Raw genomic sequence first — 18,325 nt, forward strand, 5'->3', positions numbered from 1 at the left:
CCGTACCCGATCACCCGCCGGCCGACCGGGCATCGACCGATCAGCCATACGCTGTGCCGACCTGCCGGTTTTCCTTGCCGAGCCGAAGCCTCGGCGTAACATGACGCCGAGAGTCACGTGAAACTTCCAGCTCACCGCCGGCCGACCGGCCGGTGGGTGGTGCTGACCACAGCAGTGGTCCGGGCGGGTGACGCGGTCAGAGTGGACGACGCTGACGACCGCGTCGCCACCCGGCCCACCGGACGCCGTCGGAGACCACACCGACGCCCGTCCCGGTCGGACCGGCCTCCCCCGCCGCGCGCTCCGCGCAGTGCCGACCCCGACGGTGCCGGATCCCGGCCCGTGACCGTCGCGGCAACGACGGTCACGGGCCGGGACGCCACCCGGCAACGCCCGTCGGGTCCGGGGGACCACGGTCGGGGAACGACGGTCGCGGGCGGAGTGCTGATCGGGAGTGACCGGACGGCCGGGACGGCGGTCAGGCCGGCAGGGTCAACCACCGGTCCAGCAGGAAGTGCGCGATCGACAACGGCGGCGGCAGCAACAGCCGGGCACCGTCGCCCACGTCCACCGCCCCGCCGGCGAGCGCCTCGGCGATCTCCCTGCGGGAGAACCACCGGGCCTCGGAGATCTCCACCGGGTCGAGCCGCAGCGGCTGCCCCGGATCGGCACGGGCCAGGAAACCCAGCATCAGCGAGCCCGGGAACGGCCACGGCTGGCTGCCGGCGTACCCGATCCCGGACACGGTGACCCCGACCTCCTCGGCCACCTCCCGGGCCACCGCCGCCTCGGCCGACTCGCCCGGCTCGACGAAACCGGCCAGGCAGGAGAAACGCCGCCCGCCCGGCGCCGCCGGCCAGCCGACGTTGCTGCCGAGCAGGCAGCGGCCGTCCGGCCCGGGAACCCCGTCGTGCACCAGGACGATCATCGCCGGGTCGGTCCGGGGCCACATCCGGCTGCCGTGCGCGTCGATCCTCGACCAGCCGCCCTCGTCCGGGCTGGTCGGGTCGCCGGTGGCCGCCGAGTACCCGTGCCGCAGATGCCAGTTCGCCAGGGCCAACGCGGTGACGAGCAGGCCGCCGTCCCGGTCGTCGAGCAGATGCCCGATCTCCCGTACCCCGGCGGACCGGGCACCGGGCACCGACGGCAGAGCGGCGTCCACCGCGAACACCGGCACCCCGTCGGGGTCGACGCCGAGGAACATCGGGGGCACGTCCGGCACGTCGACCGGGTCGAGCAGCCGCAGTACCGGCGGGGTGCGGTCGGCCACCACCAGCGTCCGGCCCCCACCCGCCACGTCCACCACCAGCACCCGGGCCCGCTGCCAGGCCGCCGCCAGCCAGTCCGGGTCGGACCGGCGGTGCGCCGCCCGGTCGAGGGTGCCCCGGGCCAGCGGCGGCAGCGGGTCGGTACGACCGGACGGGTACGCCGGTCCCGGCTCCGGAAGCCGGGCCGTCGTGGTCCGCAGGCGGTCGTCGCCGACCGCCTCCCGGTCGCCCGCCGCAGCGGAGCCACCGCTGCCGGTACCGCTCATGTCGACGCCGGTTCCGACTCCACCGGGGCGAGCACCGCCAGACCGGGACCGATCCGCTCGGCGTCACCGAGCACCACAGTGGCCGCCCGCGCGGGTGCGAGGTACCGGGCCGCCGCCTCGGCGACGTCCTCGACGGTCGCCTTCGCCAACCGGGCGGCGTGCTCGGCGAGGAAGTCCAGGCGCAGCCCGCTGCCGGCGTACGCGCTGGTCAGCGAGGCGAGCCCGGCCTGGGTGGACATGCCGAGCTGGAGGCTGCCCAGGGCGTACCGGCGGGCCTGCTCCAACTCCTCCTCCCCCGGCGGCAGCGAGGCCAGCCGACCCAGCTCGTACACCGTCTCCAGCAGCGCCGGGCCGGTGACCTCGGTGGCGACGTCGGCCCCGGCCACCAGCACCGAGCCGGCCGCCGAGTGCTCCACCATCGCGTGCGGGCCGTACGTGTAGCCCTTGTCCTCGCGGATGTTCTCCACCCAGCGGGAGGAGAAGTAGCCGCCGAAGACCAGGTTCGCCAGTTGCAGGGCGGCGTGGTCGGGGTGGGTGCGCCCGACCGCCGGCAGGGCGATCCGCAGCGACGACTGCACCGACCCGGGCCGGTCGACCAGGCGGATCGGGCCCGGCTCCAGCGGCGGCGTGGGCGGCAGGGTCACCTCCCGGCCGTCGCCCCGCCACCCGCCGAGCGCCCGTTCGACCGCGTCCAGCGCCCGGTCCGGCTGGACGTCGCCGACCAGGACCAGCACCGCGCCGTTCGGGTGCACCCGCTCGGCGTGCAGGGTACGCAGCGCCGCCGGCCGGACCGCGCGCACCTGGTCCGGCTGGGGGGTCTGCACGGCGTACGGGTGGCGGCCGTAGATCCGCCGCAGCAGCGCGACCCGGGCCAGGTGGGACGGCTGGCTCTGGGCCATCTCGATCCGGTCGACCAGGTGGGCCCGTTCGGTGGCGACCTCGTCGGCCGGGTACGTCGCCCCGGTCAGCACGTCGGCCATGATCTCCAGCATCCGGTCCAGGCCGGTGACCAGGCCCACCCCGGACAGCATCAGCCGGTCCGGGTCGACCCCGGCGGACAGCCCGCCGCCCACCTTCTGCAACTCGGCGGCGATCCGCAGCGCCGACATCCGCTCGGTGCCGGCGAGCAGGGTCTGCGCGAGCAGCGCGCCCCGGGCCAGGTGGGCCCGCCCGAACGGCACCCCCAGCCGTACCTCGACCAGCGGCACCGCCGGCCGGCGTACCACGATCACGGTGAGGCCGTTGGGCAGCGTCCGTTCGGCCTGCCGGGGCAGCTTCAGCCGGGTGATCGGGCCGAGCGGCGGCAGTTCCCGCCGCGCGGGCAGGGTCGGGGTGGTCACCGGGCACCTCCGGGAATGACCTCGATCGACGCGCGGCGCTCCGGCCGCAGGGTGGCGGCGGCGGCGCGGACCTGCTCCTCGGTCACCTCACCGACCAGCCGGGGCAGGTCGTTGAGCAGGCCGGGCTCGCCGCGCTGCTGTTCCAGGACGGCCATCCGCAGCGCCCGGCCGAGCACCGCGTCGGTGTCCCGCAGCAGGTGGGTCGCCATCCGGGCCTGGGTACGGGCCAGTTCGCCGTCGGTCAGGCCGTCGGTGGCGAGCCGGTCCAGCTCCTCGTCGACGGTGCGCAGGACCTTGTCCACGTCGCCGCCGGGCGGCAGGTGGGTCTGGAGCACCAGGGCGGTCGGGTCACGGACGTCGAACGGGTCGCCCATGAAGCCGAGGTACCCGCCGATGCTGGTGACCGTCCGCTCCCGCTGCACCAGCCGTTCGACCAGCCGGGACGCGTCCCCGTCGGTGAGCACCTCGGCGAGCACCACGTAGGCCAGGTAGGTGGTGAAGTCGGTGATCGGGTCGGGCACCCGCCAGGCGCTCGCCACCGCCGGCATGGGGGCCAGCCGGTCGGTGTACGACTGGCGGCGCTCGGCGGTCAGGTCGGGTTCGCCGAAGTCGGGGCGCACCGGGGCCGGTCGGGCCTCCACGTCGCCGAAGTGCCGCCGGATCAGCTCGGTGGCCTCGGCGACGTCGACGTCCCCGCTGACCGCCAGCACCGCGTTGCCGCAGGCGTAGTAGCGGCGGAAGAAGTCGACCGCCTCGTCGACGGTGGCGGACTCCAGGTCGTCGAAGGAGCCGTACCCGTCGTGCGCGTTCGGGTAGGTGTCGAACATGACCGGGGAGAGGGTCAGCCAGGGGAAACCGCCGTACGGGCGGTTCAGCACGTTGACCCGGATCTCCTCCTTGACCACGTCGACCTGGTTGCGCAGGTTCTCCTCGGTCAGCCGGGGGCCGCGCATCCGGTCGGCCTCCAGGAACAGGGCCCGTTCCAGCGCGTTGCTCGGCAGGGTCTCGAAGTAGTCGGTGTAGTCCAGGTGGGTGGAGCCGTTGAAGGTGCCACCCGCGCCCTGCACGTGCCGGAAGTGCGCCAGCTTCTCCAGGTTCTCCGAGCCCTGGAACATCAGGTGCTCGAAGAGGTGGGCGAAGCCGGTGCGCCCTTCCGGTTCGGACCGGATGCCGACGTCGTAGACGACGGCCACCCCGATGACCGGTGCGCTGCGGTCGGGGGTGAGCACCACCCGCAGGCCGTTGTCGAGGGTGAAGCGTTCCACCGGGTACTTCGTCGCTGGAATTCTGGATCTCCGCGCCGCCACCCGTCGACCCTAGCGCGTCGGCACCTCCGCGCGCCCGACCCCACCGCCGGGGCGGCCGGCCGCGACCAGTGGCGACACCAGGGGCAGCACCTCGGTGCCGATCCGCCGGGCCTCCTCCAGGTGCGGCCAACCGGAGAGGACGAACTCGTCGACGCCGAGGTCGGCGTACTCGTCGATCCGGGCGGCGACCTCGGCGTAGCTGCCGACCAGCGCGGTGCCCGCGCCCTCGCGGACCAGGCCGACGCCGGCCCAGAGGTTCGGCGCGACGGTGAGCCCGTCGGCCCGGCCGCCGTTGAGCGCGGTCATCCGGGCCTGGCCGACCGAGTCCATCCGGGCGAACCGGGCCTGGGCGGCGGCGATCCGCTCCGGGCTCATCCCGGCCAGCAGCCGGTCCGCCTCGGCCCAGGCTTCGGCGGCGGTGGGCCGGGCGATGACGTGCAGCCGGATGCCGGTGCGCAGGGTGCGGTCGTGTTCGGCGGCGAGCCGGCGGATCCGGGTGACCCGGGCTTCGACGGCGGCCGGCGGCTCGCCCCACATCAGGTACACGTCGGCGTGCCGGGCGGCGACCGCCTCGGCGGCCGGGGAGGCCCCGCCGAAGTAGACCGGCGGCGGGTCGGCCAGCGGCGTGGTCAGCCCGCCGCCGGCCACCTGGTAGTGCGCGCCGGTGAAGTCGAACGGCGCGCCCCGCCAGGACCGGCGGAGCACCTGGAGGAACTCGTCGGTGCGGGCGTAGCGCGCGTCGTGGTCGAGGAAGTCGCCGTAGGCGCGCTGCTCGGCGGGGTCGCCGCCGGTGACGATGTTGAGGGCCAGCCGGCCGCCGGAGACCGCCTGGAACGCCTCGGCCTGCTGGGCGATCAGCGTGGGCAGGGCGAATCCGGCGCGGACGGCGACCAGCAGGCCGAGCCGTGCGGTGTGCTGGGCGACGGCGGCGCAGACGATCCACGGGTCGGGGCAGCCGGAGCCGACCGGGGTGAGCGCGGCGGAGAACCCGGACTCCTCGGCGGCCCGGCCGACCCGGGCGAGGTAGTCCACGGTGGCGGCCCGGTCGTGCCGGGCCGCGCCGGCGGTGACGGTGGCGGCCCCGACGTGGTGGCCGTCGCCGGAGGTGGGCAGGAACCAGTGGAAGGTCATCGTGCCGCGCTCCCTCGTCGTCGTGGGGGTCGTCGGGACGGCCGTCGTCCCCCGGCGGGGTCACCGCCGGGCGGGCCCGTTCCGCGTCCGCTTAACCTACCAAAGAGATAGGAAAAGCGGGATAGCCCTGATGTCGCTTTCCCGCGATCCGGTCGGCGCTTGACGCTGCGCGGACCCTAGTCCACTCTTCCTACCAACCAAGTAGGAATAAAGAGGATTGGATGATGAGGATGAGACGGCACCCCTACCGTCGGGCGTTGTCCCTGGCAGCCGTGACGCTCGTCGGACTGGCGACCCTGGCCGCCTGCGGCGGCGAGGACGACGCGGGCGCGGCCGGTGGCTCCTCCGGGCCGACGACGCTGCGTCTCGGCTACTTCCCCAACATCACCCACGCCCCGGCCGTGGTCGGCGTCGAGAAGGGCATCTTCGAGGAGAAGCTCGGCTCGGACGTCAAGCTGGAGACCAAGACGTTCAACGCCGGCCCGGCCGCCATCGAGGCGATCTTCTCCGGCGCGCTGGACGCCACGTACATCGGTCCGAACCCGACGGTCAACGCCCACTCCAAGAGCAAGGGCGAGGCGGTCCGGGTCATCTCCGGCGCGGCCTCCGGCGGCGTGGCGCTGGTCGTCAAGCCCGAGATCACCTCGGTCGAGCAGCTCAAGGGCAAGAAGATCGCCACCCCGCAGCTCGGCAACACCCAGGACGTCGCGCTGCGGTTCTGGCTCAAGGAGAAGGGCATCGCCACCACCAAGGAGGGCGGCGGCGACGTCAAGATCGTCCCGCAGGAGAACGCGCAGACCGTCGAGACCTTCAGCAGCGGTGCGATCGACGGCGCGTGGGTGCCCGAGCCGTTCGTCTCCCGGCTGGTCAACGCCGGCGGCAAGGTGCTGGTCGACGAGCGGGACCTGTGGCCGGACCGCAAGTTCGTCATCACCAACCTGATCGTCAGCACCAAGTTCCTGAAGGAACACCCGGACGTGGTGAAGAAGCTGGTCGAGGCGCAGGTGGCCGCCAGCGACTTCGTCAACACCAAGCCGGACGAGGCGCAGCAGGCCATCTCCGACCACCTCGGCAAGATCACCGGCAAGCCGCTGGACCTGAAGCTGATCAAGCAGGCGTGGCCGACCCTGGAGTTCACCAACGACCCGATCGCCTCGTCGCTGAAGACCGGGCTGGACCACGCCGTCGCGGTCGAGCTGACCCAGCCGGTCGACCTCAAGGGGCTGTACGACCTGACGTACCTCAACGAGGTGCTCAAGGCCCAGGGCAAGCCCGAGGTAACCCAGCCGTGACGTCGACCACGACGACCCCGCGCAGCGCGACCGGTGCGGTCGCGCTGCGCGGCGTGACCAAGGTGTACGGGCGCGGCGACGGCGCCGTCCTCGCCCTGGACGGGGTCAGCCTGGACGTCGAACCGGGCGAGTTCGTCTGCCTCGTCGGCGCGTCCGGCTGCGGCAAGAGCACCCTGCTCAACCTGGTCGCCGGCCTGGACCGGGTCAGCGGCGGCGAGATCGACCTCGGTCCCGGGGTCAACCCGGGGCTGATGTTCCAGGAATCCGCCCTCTTCCCCTGGCTGACCGTGGAGGGCAACGTCGAGGTGCCGCTGAAGCTGCGCGGCCTGTCCCGGTCCCAGCGCCGGGACCGCGTCGCCGAACTGCTGCGCACCGTGCACCTGGCCGACTTCGGCCGCAAGCGCCCGCACGAACTCTCCGGCGGCATGCGGCAGCGGGTCGCGCTGGCCCGCACCCTCGCCCTGGAGACCCCGGTGCTGCTGATGGACGAACCGTTCGGCGCGCTCGACGCGATGACCCGGGACATCCTCCACGACGAGCTGGAACGGATCTGGTCCGAGCGGAAGCTCACCGTGATCTTCGTGACGCACAACGTCCGCGAGGCGGCCCGGCTGGCCGACCGGATCATCCTGCTCTCCAGCCGGCCCGGCCGGATCATCTGGTCCACCCGGGTCGACGTGCCCCGGCCCCGGCGCATCGACTCCCCCGAGGTCGCCTCGATCGCCGCCGAGGTCACCGACCGACTCCGTACGGAGGTGGGCCGCCATGGCCGGTGACACCCTCACCAGCGACCAGCGGACCGACGCCGAGATCTCCGGCCTGGACGCGCTGGAGATCGCCGGGCAGGAGAAGGCCGCCTCCCGGGCCAGCCGGCTCTGGTCGGCCACCTGGCCGAAGCTGGCCGCCCTCGCCATCGCCATCGGCGCCTGGCAGGTGGTGGTCTGGACCGGCTGGAAACCCGAGTACTCGCTGCCCGGCCCGGTCACCGTCGGCCAGGAACTGCTCCGCCAGGCCAGCGGCCCGCAACTCTGGGACGGCATGGCGACCACGCTGCGCCGGGCCGCCGTCGGGTACGTCTTCTCGGTCGCGGTGGGCCTGCTGGTCGGCCTGGCGGTGGCCCGCTCCACGGTGCTCCGGGCGGCCATCGGCTCGATGATCACGGCGTTGCAGACCATGCCGTCGATCGCCTGGTTCCCGCTGGCCATCCTGCTGTTCGAGCTGAGCGAGAAGGCCATCTTCTTCGTGGTGGTGCTCGGGGCCGCCCCGTCCATCGCCAACGGCGTGATCGCCGGCGTCGACTACGTACCGCCGCTGCTGCTGCGCGCCGGCCGCAACCTCGGGGCCCGGGGGCTCAACCTGTACCGGTACGTGATCGCGCCGGCCGCGCTGCCGGCCATCGTCGCCGGGCTCAAGCAGGGCTGGGCGTTCTCCTGGCGCAGCCTGATGGCCGGGGAGCTGATCGTGGTGGGTATCTCGCAGACCTCGCTGGGCGCGCAGCTGACCTACTCCCGGGAGCTGTCCGACGCGCCCTGGCTGCTCGCCACGATGATCGTCATCCTGATCGTCGGCCTGGTCGTCGACGCCGCGTTCGGCGCGGCCGACAAGGCGATCCGCCGCCGCTGGGGCGTCCTCGACCAGGCGGGCACCTGACACGTGCACGTATCCGCCCGCGCCGACTACGCCCTCCGTGCCGTGCTCGCCATCGCCGACACCGGCGGTGGCGAGCTGGTCAAGGCCGCCGTCCTGGCCGAGGCGCAGCAGATCCCGCTGAGCGTGCTGCACGGGATCCTGCTCGACCTGCGCCGGGCCGACCTGCTGCTCAGCCATCGCGGCACGGAGGGTGGCTACACCCTGACCCGCCCACCCGACCAGATCACCATCGGCGACGTGCTGCGCGCCGTCGGCGGCACCCTGACCACCGTCCGCGGGCTGCCTGCGGACGTCGCCGGCTACCAGGGCGTCGCCACCGGCCTACGGGACGTCTGGCTCGCCGTGCAGGGGGCGATCACCCAGGTGGTCGACCGGACCACGCTGGCCGACCTGCTCACCCCCGAACGCCGGTCGACCGCCCCCGGCCGGGAGACCCCGGTCAGTTGACCGGGTTGGCTACCGTTCGACCGTCCGCCGGCCGTACCGGGCTGTGCAGCTCGACCACCACGGCCGGCGGCCGGTCGCCCGCCCCGGGATGCCAGGGACCGAACGCCGCCAGTAGCGCGAGCAGCAGGCCGATCCCGGCCATCACCAGCACCACCAGCAGTTCGCGTACGGCTCCAGCCTGAACCCCCATCGCAATCCCTCCCGACCGGGCCGATCCCCATCGGCCCGGTTTCGTCAGGCGGGTCGGCCCCCACCGACCCGCTCCCCCCTGACGCACACGATCAGCCCCCCGGCCGCGTGGCGCTGTCGGCCAACGGACTCAGCCGTTGCTGATCCCCGACTCAGCGACGTGTCCGATGGTGACGTGAGGGAACCTACCGTCCCGGTCCGACATCGGCTCGTTCGGCACGGCGGGAACGAACGAGCCCGGACCGTGCGGCCGATGCCGACCGGCGAACGGCCCGGTACGCGCCACCGAACAGATCGGGCCGGCCGGACACCGGATCAGGGCCGGATGGGCCGGCCGGCCCGGAGCAGGACCGTCAGACGGTGCGGGGGCGACGCGGACGGCGCGGGCGGCCCGAGGAACGGTGCGGGGCACGGCCACCACCGGCGGCCGGGGCACCGCCACCGGACCTGCCGCCGGACGTGCTCCGGGCGGCCGGAGCCGGCGGCGGGGTGATGGTCACCGGTACGCCGGACGGCTCCCGGGCACCCGTCACCCGTACCAGGGCCTCGTCACCGGGGCGTACCTGGACCGAGTGCGGCGTGATGCCCGCGACGACCATCAGCCGGGAGACGTCCCGCCGCTGCTCGGGCAGGACCAGGGTGACCACGGTGCCGGACTCGCCGGCCCGGGCGGTCCGGCCGCCCCGGTGCAGGTAGTCCTTCGCCTCGGTCGGCGGGTCCACGTTCACCACCAGGTCCAGCCCGTCCACGTGGATGCCCCGGGCCGCCACGTCGGTGGCGACCAGCGTGGTCACCTGCCCGGTACGGAACTGCTCCAGGATCCGGGTGCGCTGCGGCTGCGACTTGCCGCCGTGCAGGGCCGCCGCGCGTACCCCCTTGGCGAGCAGTTGCCGGGCCAGCCGGTCGGCCCGGTGCTTCGTACCCATGAACAGGATGGTGCGGCCCTCGCGGGCGGCGATCTGGGTGAGCGCGGCGGGCTTGTCGGCCGCGTCCACGTGCAGCACGTGGTGGGTCATCGCGGTCACCGTAGCGGTGCCCGGGTCGACCGAGTGCGAGACCGGGCTGGTCAGGAAGCGACGGACCAGCCGGTCGACGCCGCCGTCCAGGGTGGCGGAGAAGAGCATCCGCTGCCCGTCCGGGGCGACCTGCTCCAGCAGCTTGGTGACCTGCGGCAGGAAGCCCATGTCGGCCATCTGGTCGGCCTCGTCCAGCACGGTGACCGCCACCTGGTCCAGCCGGGCGTCCCCCCGGTTGATCAGGTCGTGCAGCCGGCCCGGGGTGGCGACCACCAGTTCGGCCCCGGCCCGCAGGGCGTCCGCCTGGCGTTGCAGGGACAGCCCGCCGACCACGGTCGCGCAGCGCAGCCCGAGCGCCCGGGCGTACGGGGTGAGCGCGTCGGTGACCTGCTGGGCCAGTTCGCGGGTGGGCACCAGGACGAGGGCCAGCGGACGGCCGGCGCGGGCCCGGCGACCGGCGGTACGGTGCAGCACCGGCAACCCGAAGGCCAGGGTCTTGCCGGAGCCGGTCCGGCCCCGGCCGAGCACGTCCCGCCCGGCGAGCGAGTCGGGCAGGGTCGCCGCCTGGATCGGGAACGGCCGGTCGATGCCCTGCACGGCGAGTTCGGCGAGCAGTTCGGGGCGCAGGCCGATGTCGGCGAACGACGGTAGGACAGTGGTCATGGCAAAGCCTTCCTCGACGCGGCACGTGTCGAGGGAGGGCGCCGGCCAGCGGCGCTGTCACCGGAGGCGTCGCCGCAGCGGGCAGCCGGTGGTCACAAGCACGAACCGAAGGGGGTACGCGACCGGCCCGCGCGGTGTGCGCTGCAGGCCGGTCGCGTCACCACACCCGTTGCGGGTGCGATGGGTGTTACCGGGATCCCGAAGGATCAGAGCGGACGGATGTTCTCCGCCTGCGGGCCCTTCTGGCCCTGGGTCACCTCGAACTCGACCCGCTGGTTCTCGTCCAGGCTGCGGTAGCCGGAGGTCTGGATCGCCGAGAAGTGGGCGAAGACGTCCGCGCCGCCGCCGTCCGGGGTGATGAAGCCGAAGCCCTTGTCGGCGTTGAACCACTTGACGGTGCCAATTGCCATTTGTTTCGTCTCCTTGACGGAACGTCGTGTCCGCACCTGTTGCGGTCACGATGGGAGCGCGCCGCGTGCGCGGCCCGCTTGTCGCTGCTGGTCGCCCCGCCCGGAGAACTCCGGACACAACAAAGCGCGCCTGGGGCCACAATCCACCAGGCGCACACAGAGTCTCTGGTAACCAAAACTGCAACCCAGCCAAGCTATCACGGATCCCCTGCCGGCGACACTCCCCGGGGCGTCCCGTCCGCCGGCTCCGCCGTCGCCCCGGCCACCAGCGCGGTCAACCCGTCGACGTCCAGCAGGTCCGTCGGGCGGACGGTCACCCCGTCCCGGACGTAGTGGAACGCCGCCCCGACGTGCTCCACCGGCACCCCGGCCAGCTCCGCCCAGGCCAGCCGGTAGACGGCCAACTGCACCGCCGCCGCGTCGGCCTCCACCCCGGTCGGCTGCCGGCCGGTCTTCCAGTCGACCACGTCGTACCGGCAGCCGGGGCGGGCGAAGACCGCGTCCATCCGGCCCCGGACCACCACCTGCGCGATCACCGTGGCGAACGGCACCTCCACCTCCACCGGCACCCGGTCGGCCCACTCGCTGGCCAGGAAGCGCGCCTGGAGGGCGAGCAGTTCGGTGTCCGGGGCGGCGTCGGCGTCGGCGGCACCGGGCAACTCGTCCACGTCGAGCAGCCGGTCCACCCCGTACCGCTGCTCCAGCCAGGTGTGGAAGGCGGTGCCCCGGCGGGCGTACGGGTTGGGTGGGGTGGGCAACGGCCGGCGCAGCGTACGGGCCAGTTCCGCCGGGTCCCGGCGCAGCGTGACGAGCTGGGAGACCGACAGGTGGGTGGGCAGGATCACCTCGACCGGACCGGCCCCGCGCAACGCCTCGGCCCGCTCGGCCAACAGCAGGTCGGTCTCCCGCCGCCAACGGGCCACCTCCGGATCGTCGTCGGCGTCGTCCACCGCCGGCTCCTGCTCCGCACCGCCGGCCGCCGCAGCCGGGCCGGTGGCGTCGTCCGGGCCGGCGGCTGCGGCCGGGACCGGCCCGTCGGTGATCAGGAGCTGCCGGACCAGGGCCGCCGCCTCGGCCAGCACCGGCCGGCGTACCCCCAGCGGATCGGCCGGCCACTCGGCACGCAACACCACCTCGGTGGTCGGGTTGACCGCGTCGCCGGCCGGCTCCGGCGACCAGACGTCCACCACCTGCCCGTCGCCCGCGTCCAGGCAGGCGTCGTGCACCTCACGCAGGAACACCGAGGGACCGCGCGGACGTTTCGTCCCCTCCCCCCACCAGTAGCCGGAGCAGAGCAGCAGCCGCCGGGGCCGGGTCACCGCCACGTACGCCAGCCGCCGTTCCTCCCGCTCGTCGTGCGCCCGCCAGTCGTCGACGAAGTCGGCCAGCGCCCGGGCCACCGCACGCTGGTCGTCCGCCCCGGCCAGGGCCAGGTCCGGCAGGCCGTCGGCGTCCCCGCGCAGCGGGAAGGGCAGCACACCCAGCCCGCCCAGATAGTGGTCGGAGGAGCGGACCTGGCCCGGCCACCCGCCCCGGGTCAGCCCGGCGACCGCCACCACGTCCCACTCCAGCCCCTTGGCGGCGTGCGCGGTGAGCACCTGCACCGCGCCCTCCACCACCTCGACCTCGCCGGGGGTCAACCCGCGTTCCTCGTCCTCGGCGGCGGCCAGGAAGGCCAGGAAACCGGCCAGCGTCGCGCCCGGCGTCTCCCCGCCGAACCGGGCCGCCACGTCGCCGAGGGCGTCCAGGTGGCCCCGGGCCAGACCGGCGTCGCCGGTGCCGTCCCGACCGGCCCGCACGGCCACCTCCACGTCCAGGCCGATGGTCCGTTCGACGTCCGCGACCAGCTCCGGCAGGGACTGGTCCAGCCGGTACCGGAGCAGGGCCAGCTCGTCCGCGTACGCCCGGAGCCGGGTGTACCCCTCCGCCGAGTACGTCTGCGCCGGCCCGAGGTCGGCCAGCGCCTCGACCAGGGTCGCCTCGTCCAGGACGTCCACGCCCTCCGGCACCTCACCGGCGGCCCCCAGCTTCCGCCGGGCGGTGGCGAGTTGCCGGGCCCGCCGGTGCAGGGCCACCAGGTCCCGGGGACCGATCCGCCAACGGGCCCCGGTGAGCAGCCGAAGCAGCGCCGCCCCGTCGGTCGGGTCGGCGAGCACCCGCAGCGTGCACACCACGTCCCGGACCTCCGGGGTGTCCAGCAGCCCGCCCAGGCCGACCACGTCGACCGGCAGCCCCCGGGCCCGCAGCGCCGACTCGATCGCCGGGATCTGGCTGCGTACCCGGACCAGCACGGCGGTGGTGGGGCGCTGCGGCACCGGAATGTGCTCGGGCAGCGCGCCCGGCATCCGGGCCGCCCCGCGCCACGCGTTCAGCACGCTGTCGGCGATCCACTCCGCCTCGTCGGCGTACGTGGGCAGCAGCGCACAGTGCACGGTGCCGCCGGCCAGCCCGCCCGGGGTGCGGTGCGGGATCGGGTCGGCGACGGTCAGCGCGGCGCGCAGCTCCGGCACCCGCGCCCCGGCCGCCCGCAACGGAGTCGCCAGCGCGTTCGCCACCGCCAGGATCTCCGGGCGGTTACGCCAACTGGTGGTGAGCCCCAGCACCCGGGCCGGCCCGCCGTCGGCCCGGGTGAACTGCTCCGGGAAACGTTCCAGGGTGCCGGCGCTCGCCCCCCGCCACCCGTAGATCGACTGGCAGGGGTCACCGACCGCGGTGACCGGATGGCCGCCGCCGAACAGCGAGTGCAGCAGCACCACCTGCGCGTGGCTGGTGTCCTGGTACTCGTCCAGCAGCACCACCCGGTACCGGTCCCGTTCGATCCGGCCGACCTCCGGATGGTCCCGGGCCACCCGGGCGGCGCGGGCCAGCTGGTCGGCGAAGTCCATCGCCTCGAAGTCCGCCTTGCGCTCGGCGTACGCCCGGACCAGCGGAAGCAGCCGCAGCCGGGTCTGCTGCACGGCGAGCGCCTTGCGCACGTCCGCGTACACCTTGCCGGGGCGGGACTGCACCTCGTGGAAGAACCGGCCGGTCCAGGCGGACAGGTCGTCCGGGTCGACCAGGTGCTCGTCCAGCTCGGCGGCGAGCGCCAGCACCGCGTCGGTGACCGTGCTGGGCATCCGTTGCAGCTCGGACAGGTCACCGTCGTGGTTGCGGACCAGCAGGTCCACCAACTGCCAGCGGGACGCCTCGGTGAGCAGCCGGGTGGAGGGTTCGTAGCCGGCGCGCAGCCCGTGCTCGGTGACGATCCGGGCCGCGTACGAGTGGTAGGTGGCGACGGTCGGCTCACCGGCCAGCGGATCGTCGGCCGGATCCCGACCGGGCCGGCCGAGCCGGCGGATCAGCTGGTCGAGCCGGGTGCGTACCCGGTGGGCCAGCTCACCGGCGGCCTTGCGGGTGAAGGTGAGGCCGAGGATCTGTTCCGGCCGGACGTGCTGGTTGGCGACCAGCCAGACCACCCGGGCGGCCATCGTCTCGGTCTTGCCGGAGCCCGCGCCCGCCACCACCAGCAGCGGCTCGACCGGCCCGGCGATGATGGCCGCCTGCTCCCGGGTGGGTGCCGGCCGCTGGAGCAGCTTCGCCAGCTCAACCGGCGTGTACCGGGGGCCGGCGTCGGCGGTACGCGGGGTCGGTGCGGTGGTGGCGCCGAACAGCGCGGGCTGGGTCACGGCGTCACTTCGCCTCGCACGCTCACGGTTCCTCCGGCGGCCGGACGGTCGGCGGTTCCACCACCTGACGCCCCTTGCCGGAGACCGGGCAACTCGTCCGGACCGGGCAGACCCGGCACCGCGAGTTGGCGACGGCGGCGAAGGTGGCGGCGGCCATCGTATCGGCGGTCCGCCGGACCAGCGCGGTCGCCCACCCGGCCTCCGGCCCCTCGCCGACCGGTGGCTGGGTCTGCTCCTTCGCCTCCTTGGCGGTGGTGCCGAGCTGCACCAGGGCAGCGCCGCCGGACTCCGCGCCGTACTCGGCGAACGCCCCCGCCTCGACCGCCGCCTGGTACGCGCCCAACTGGGGGTGCTCGGCCAGTTCCCGACCCACCGCGGTGGACTTGCCGGTCTTCAGGTCCACCACCACCAGTCGACCGTCCTCGTCGACCTCCAGCCGGTCCACCCGGCCCACCAGGTCGACGGGGCGGTTCGGGTCGTCCAGCCGGACGGCGAACTCGTGCTCGATGGCGAGCAGCCGACGCGGGTTCCCGGCCAGCCAGCGGAGCAGTTTGTCCACCATGGCCTGGGCGCGGGCCTGTTCCGGGCCGGCCATCCACCGGGCGGCCAACTCGATCGCGTCGAACCGCGCGTTGACGTACTCGATCAGCTTCGCCCGGTCGACGCTGGCGTCCTCGGCGAGCATCGCGGCGGCGTGCACCAGGTTGCCGACGCCCTGCGCGGTACTGGCCGGGGCGCTGCCGCCGTGCCGTTCCAGCAGCCAGCGCAGACTGCACCGCAACGCGCTCTCCATCCCGGACGGGGTCACCCGGACCGGTTCGCCCTCGTCGACCAGGGGCCGGTCGTCGGAGAGCCCGCGCAACCCCCACCAGTCGTCCGGGTGCGCGCCGGGCACCCCGGCGGCGGCCAGCCGGGCCAGTTGGGCCGCCGCCGCGCGCTTCCGGGTCGGCGGGGCCGCCGGGTCGGCCACCGCGGTACGCAGCTCCGCGACCAGCGCCGGCAGGGTCAGTCCCCGGGGTGGCCGCCCCACCGGCAGCCCCTGCCCCCACCCGGTCCCCACCCCCGGCCCGTCACCACCGCCCGGCCCGTCACCACCCGACTCATCGCCGCCGCCCGGAGTGTCGCCGTCCGGCCCACTTCCACCGTCCGGCCCACTTCCACCGTCCGGAGTGTCGCCGCCACCGGTGCGGGGTGGCCCAGCGGCGGCGAGTTCGTGCAGGAACCGGCTCGGCTGCTCCTCGTGGTCGTCACCGCCGACCGACGCCGAGGCGACCGCGCTGACCAGCAGCCGGTGCCGGGCCCGGGTGACCGCCACGTAGAAGAGCCGACGCTCCTCGTCGAGCAGGGCCGACGTCTGCCCCACCAGGGCGGCGGTCACCCCCGCGCCCTCACCCCGCCCGGCCAGTACGTCGACCAGCCGCTCGGAGCCGAGCAGACTGCCGCGCAGCCGCAGGTCCGGCCAGACGCCCTCCTGCACCCCGGCGACCGCCACCACGTCCCACTCCAGTCCCTTCGCGGCGTGCGCGGTGAGCAGGCGGACCGCCTCCCCCCGGTCGGCGCTCGGTGCGATGGTGTCGGCCGGCAGGTCCTGCCCCAGCACGTGGTCGAGGAAGACCTCGGTACGCGCGCCGGGCAACCGGTCGACGAACCGGGCCGCCGCGTCGAACAGCACCAGTACGGCGTCCAGGTCCCGGTCGGCCGCGTCGGCCCGCCAGCGCCGGGCGGTCTCGCCCTCCCTGGCGTCGCCCCGCCCCCCGATCGCCGCGGACCAGCGTTCGGCCAGCCCGCTGGCCTGCCACACCGCCCAGAGGACGTCCTCGACCGTGGCGTCCGGCCGGGCCGCCGTCTCCCGGGCGGTGGCGAGCAGCGCGGCCACCGTCCGGGCCGGCTGGGCCCACTGCCGGTCCACCCCGGCCAGCCCGGCCGGGTCACGCAGCACGTCCACGAGCAGTTCCCCGGAGGGCCGCCGGTCGCCGACGGCCAGGGCGAGCGCCCGCAGCCCCTGTCGTAGCCGCCGTTCGGCCAGCGGGTCGGCGCCGCCCAGCGGCGAGTGCAGCAGCGCGACCGCGGACTCCTCGTCCAGCCGGTCCGGTTCGAGGGAGCAGCGCAGCAAAAGCAGCAGCGGGGCCACCGCCGGTTGCAGGTGCAGCGGCAGGTCCTCGCCGTGCACCACGGTCGGGACCCCGGCGGTGTGCAGCGCCCGGCGCAGGGTGGGCAGTTGCCGGGTGGTCGACCGGACCAGCACCGCCATCCGGGACCACGGCACCCCGCCGAGCAGGTGCGCCTCCCGCAACGCGTGGGCCAGGTACGCCGACTCGCTGGTCGCCGAGCGGAACGTCCGCACCTCCACCGTTCCCGCCGGGGCGTCCGGCAGCGGCGTCAGCCGCCGGTGGGTCACCGGCCCACGCAGTCGCCGGGCCACCCGGCCGGCGGCGGCGAGCAGCTCCGCCCCGGCCCGGTACGAGGTGGTCAGCACCACCTGGGCCGCCGGTGCCCCGGAGGCGGTCCGGAACCGGTGCGGGAAGGCCGTCACCCCGGTCGGATCGGTGCCCCGGAAGGCGTACGTGGAGGAGTCCGGGTCACCGAAGGCGACCAGGGACTTGCCGCCGCCGGTCACCACGGCGAGCAGGTCGAGCTGGGCCGGGTCGGTGTCGGCCAGTTCGTCGACGTACACGTGGGCGAGGCGACGGCGTTCCGCCTCGAGCAGCTCCGGGTCGTCCAGCAGCAGCCCGGTGGCGGCCCGGACCAGTTCCGCCGGGTCGTACGCGACCGAACCCCGGTTGCTGACGTCGCGCAGCGCGAGCACCGAGACGTACTCGCGGAGGAACCGGGCGGCGGCCGGCCAGTCGGCGCGTCCCAGCCGCTCGCCGAGCCGGGCCAGTTCCGCCGGACCCACCCCGCGTTCGGCGGCCCGCATCAGCAGGTCCCGGAGCTGTCCGGCGAAGGCCCGGGTACGCAGTGCCGGCCGCAGTTCCTCCGGCCAGCCCACCGGATCGTCCTCGGGGTCGTCCCCCACCACGTCCAGCAGTTCCCGGATGATCAGATCCTGTTCCGGGCCGGTGAGCAGCCGCGGGGAGGGCTCGCCCCGCTCGGCGGCGGCCCGCCGGAGCAGGCCGAACGCGTACGCCGGGAAGGTCCGCACGAGCGGCTCGCGGACCACCCGGTTACCGACGGCGATCCGCGCCTCGATCCGGTGGCGCAGCGCGGTGGCGGCCCGGCGGCCGAAGGTGAGCACCAGGACGCGTTCCGGGTCGACGCCCTCGGCCACCCGGGCAGCGACCGCCTCGACCATGGTGTCGGTCTTGCCCGTTCCGGGGCCGCCCAGCACCAGCATCGGCCCGTCGGTGTGCGCCACCACCTCGGCCTGCCGCGGATCGGCCACCCGGCCACCCACCACCCCGACTCGCTCCGCCCCGCCCGCCGCCCCGACTCCGTCCCCGCCTCGCTCCGCCCGGACTCCGTCCCCGCCCCGGCCCGCCCCCGTTCCCCCCGACGCACCGTCCGCCTCCGCGCCGCCTACACCCGTTCCCCCCGGCACACCGTCCGCCCCCACCACGCCCGTTCCCCCCGAGCCGCCCGCCGCCCGGTCCGCTCCCGCCCCACCCACTCCCCCCGTCGAACCGGGAGCCGCCCCGTTCCCCGAGGTCAGCCCACCGACCCGACGCACCAACCGGTACGTCT

13 protein-coding genes are annotated in these 18,325 nt (G+C 74.7%); 4 read left to right on the plus strand and 9 right to left on the minus strand.

Features of this window, described 5'->3' with window-relative positions:
• Nucleotides 1-478 precede the first annotated feature (478 nt).
• Genes nudC through PVK37_RS01420 form a run of 4 tightly spaced genes read right to left on the minus strand, consistent with a single transcriptional unit; the run spans nucleotide 479 to nucleotide 5,312 of the window.
• Nucleotides 479-1,534 (minus strand): NAD(+) diphosphatase, encoded by a 1,056-nt coding sequence (nudC, locus tag PVK37_RS01405; protein WP_275031849.1) that lies wholly within the window; start codon nucleotides 1,532-1,534, stop codon nucleotides 479-481.
• Nucleotides 1,531-2,874 (minus strand): M16 family metallopeptidase, encoded by a 1,344-nt coding sequence (locus PVK37_RS01410; protein ID WP_275031850.1) that lies wholly within the window; start codon nucleotides 2,872-2,874, stop codon nucleotides 1,531-1,533. Before PVK37_RS01410 ends, nudC begins: the two co-directional genes overlap by 4 nt.
• A complete protein-coding gene (locus PVK37_RS01415; protein WP_275031851.1) occupies nucleotides 2,871-4,181 on the minus strand; it encodes a M16 family metallopeptidase in 1,311 nt (436 codons plus the stop codon). Before PVK37_RS01415 ends, PVK37_RS01410 begins: the two co-directional genes overlap by 4 nt.
• A gap of 9 nt (nucleotides 4,182-4,190) precedes the next feature.
• Nucleotides 4,191-5,312, minus strand: coding sequence for an LLM class flavin-dependent oxidoreductase (locus PVK37_RS01420; RefSeq protein ID WP_275031852.1), 1,122 nt, complete (start codon nucleotides 5,310-5,312; stop codon nucleotides 4,191-4,193).
• A gap of 230 nt (nucleotides 5,313-5,542) precedes the next feature.
• Here PVK37_RS01420 and PVK37_RS01425 point away from each other — a divergent pair, with 230 nt between their 5' ends.
• The 4 genes from PVK37_RS01425 to PVK37_RS01440 are packed head-to-tail and all read left to right on the plus strand — an operon-like array spanning nucleotide 5,543 to nucleotide 8,701.
• Complete coding sequence (locus tag PVK37_RS01425; RefSeq protein WP_275031853.1) at nucleotides 5,543-6,604, plus strand: ABC transporter substrate-binding protein; 1,062 nt, start codon at nucleotides 5,543-5,545, stop codon at nucleotides 6,602-6,604.
• Complete coding sequence (locus PVK37_RS01430) at nucleotides 6,601-7,380, plus strand: ABC transporter ATP-binding protein (protein ID WP_275031854.1); 780 nt, start codon at nucleotides 6,601-6,603, stop codon at nucleotides 7,378-7,380. The genes PVK37_RS01425 and PVK37_RS01430 overlap by 4 nt, the downstream gene beginning before the upstream one ends.
• Nucleotides 7,370-8,254 (plus strand): ABC transporter permease, encoded by an 885-nt coding sequence (locus tag PVK37_RS01435; protein WP_275031856.1) that lies wholly within the window; start codon nucleotides 7,370-7,372, stop codon nucleotides 8,252-8,254. Before PVK37_RS01430 ends, PVK37_RS01435 begins: the two co-directional genes overlap by 11 nt.
• Nucleotides 8,255-8,257: 3 nt before the next feature.
• Nucleotides 8,258-8,701: an RrF2 family transcriptional regulator gene (locus PVK37_RS01440; protein WP_275031857.1), complete on the plus strand. Its 444-nt coding sequence runs from the start codon at nucleotides 8,258-8,260 to the stop codon at nucleotides 8,699-8,701.
• Here PVK37_RS01440 and PVK37_RS01445 read toward each other — a convergent pair.
• From PVK37_RS01445 to PVK37_RS01465, 5 genes are all read right to left on the minus strand, one after another.
• Nucleotides 8,694-8,891 carry a hypothetical protein gene (locus tag PVK37_RS01445; RefSeq protein WP_275031858.1) on the minus strand — a complete coding sequence of 66 codons (198 nt, stop codon included), beginning with the start codon at nucleotides 8,889-8,891 and terminating at the stop codon, nucleotides 8,694-8,696. The genes PVK37_RS01440 and PVK37_RS01445 overlap by 8 nt on opposite strands.
• A 352-nt stretch (nucleotides 8,892-9,243) precedes the next feature.
• On the minus strand, nucleotides 9,244-10,569 hold the full coding sequence (locus PVK37_RS01450; RefSeq protein ID WP_275031859.1) for a DEAD/DEAH box helicase: 1,326 nt from the start codon (nucleotides 10,567-10,569) through the stop codon (nucleotides 9,244-9,246).
• Nucleotides 10,570-10,775: 206 nt separating this feature from the next.
• Nucleotides 10,776-10,979 carry a cold-shock protein gene (locus tag PVK37_RS01455; protein ID WP_067374184.1) on the minus strand — a complete coding sequence of 68 codons (204 nt, stop codon included), beginning with the start codon at nucleotides 10,977-10,979 and terminating at the stop codon, nucleotides 10,776-10,778.
• A gap of 197 nt (nucleotides 10,980-11,176) precedes the next feature.
• Nucleotides 11,177-14,644, minus strand: a complete 3,468-nt coding sequence (locus tag PVK37_RS01460; RefSeq protein ID WP_275031860.1) for an ATP-dependent helicase — start codon at nucleotides 14,642-14,644, stop codon at nucleotides 11,177-11,179.
• A gap of 22 nt (nucleotides 14,645-14,666) precedes the next feature.
• Nucleotides 14,667-17,978, minus strand: coding sequence for an ATP-dependent helicase (locus PVK37_RS01465; RefSeq protein WP_423791130.1), 3,312 nt, complete (start codon nucleotides 17,976-17,978; stop codon nucleotides 14,667-14,669).
• Nucleotides 17,979-18,325 lie beyond the last annotated feature (347 nt).

The organism is Micromonospora cathayae (assembly GCF_028993575.1).
Classification (GTDB): domain Bacteria; phylum Actinomycetota; class Actinomycetes; order Mycobacteriales; family Micromonosporaceae; genus Micromonospora; species Micromonospora cathayae.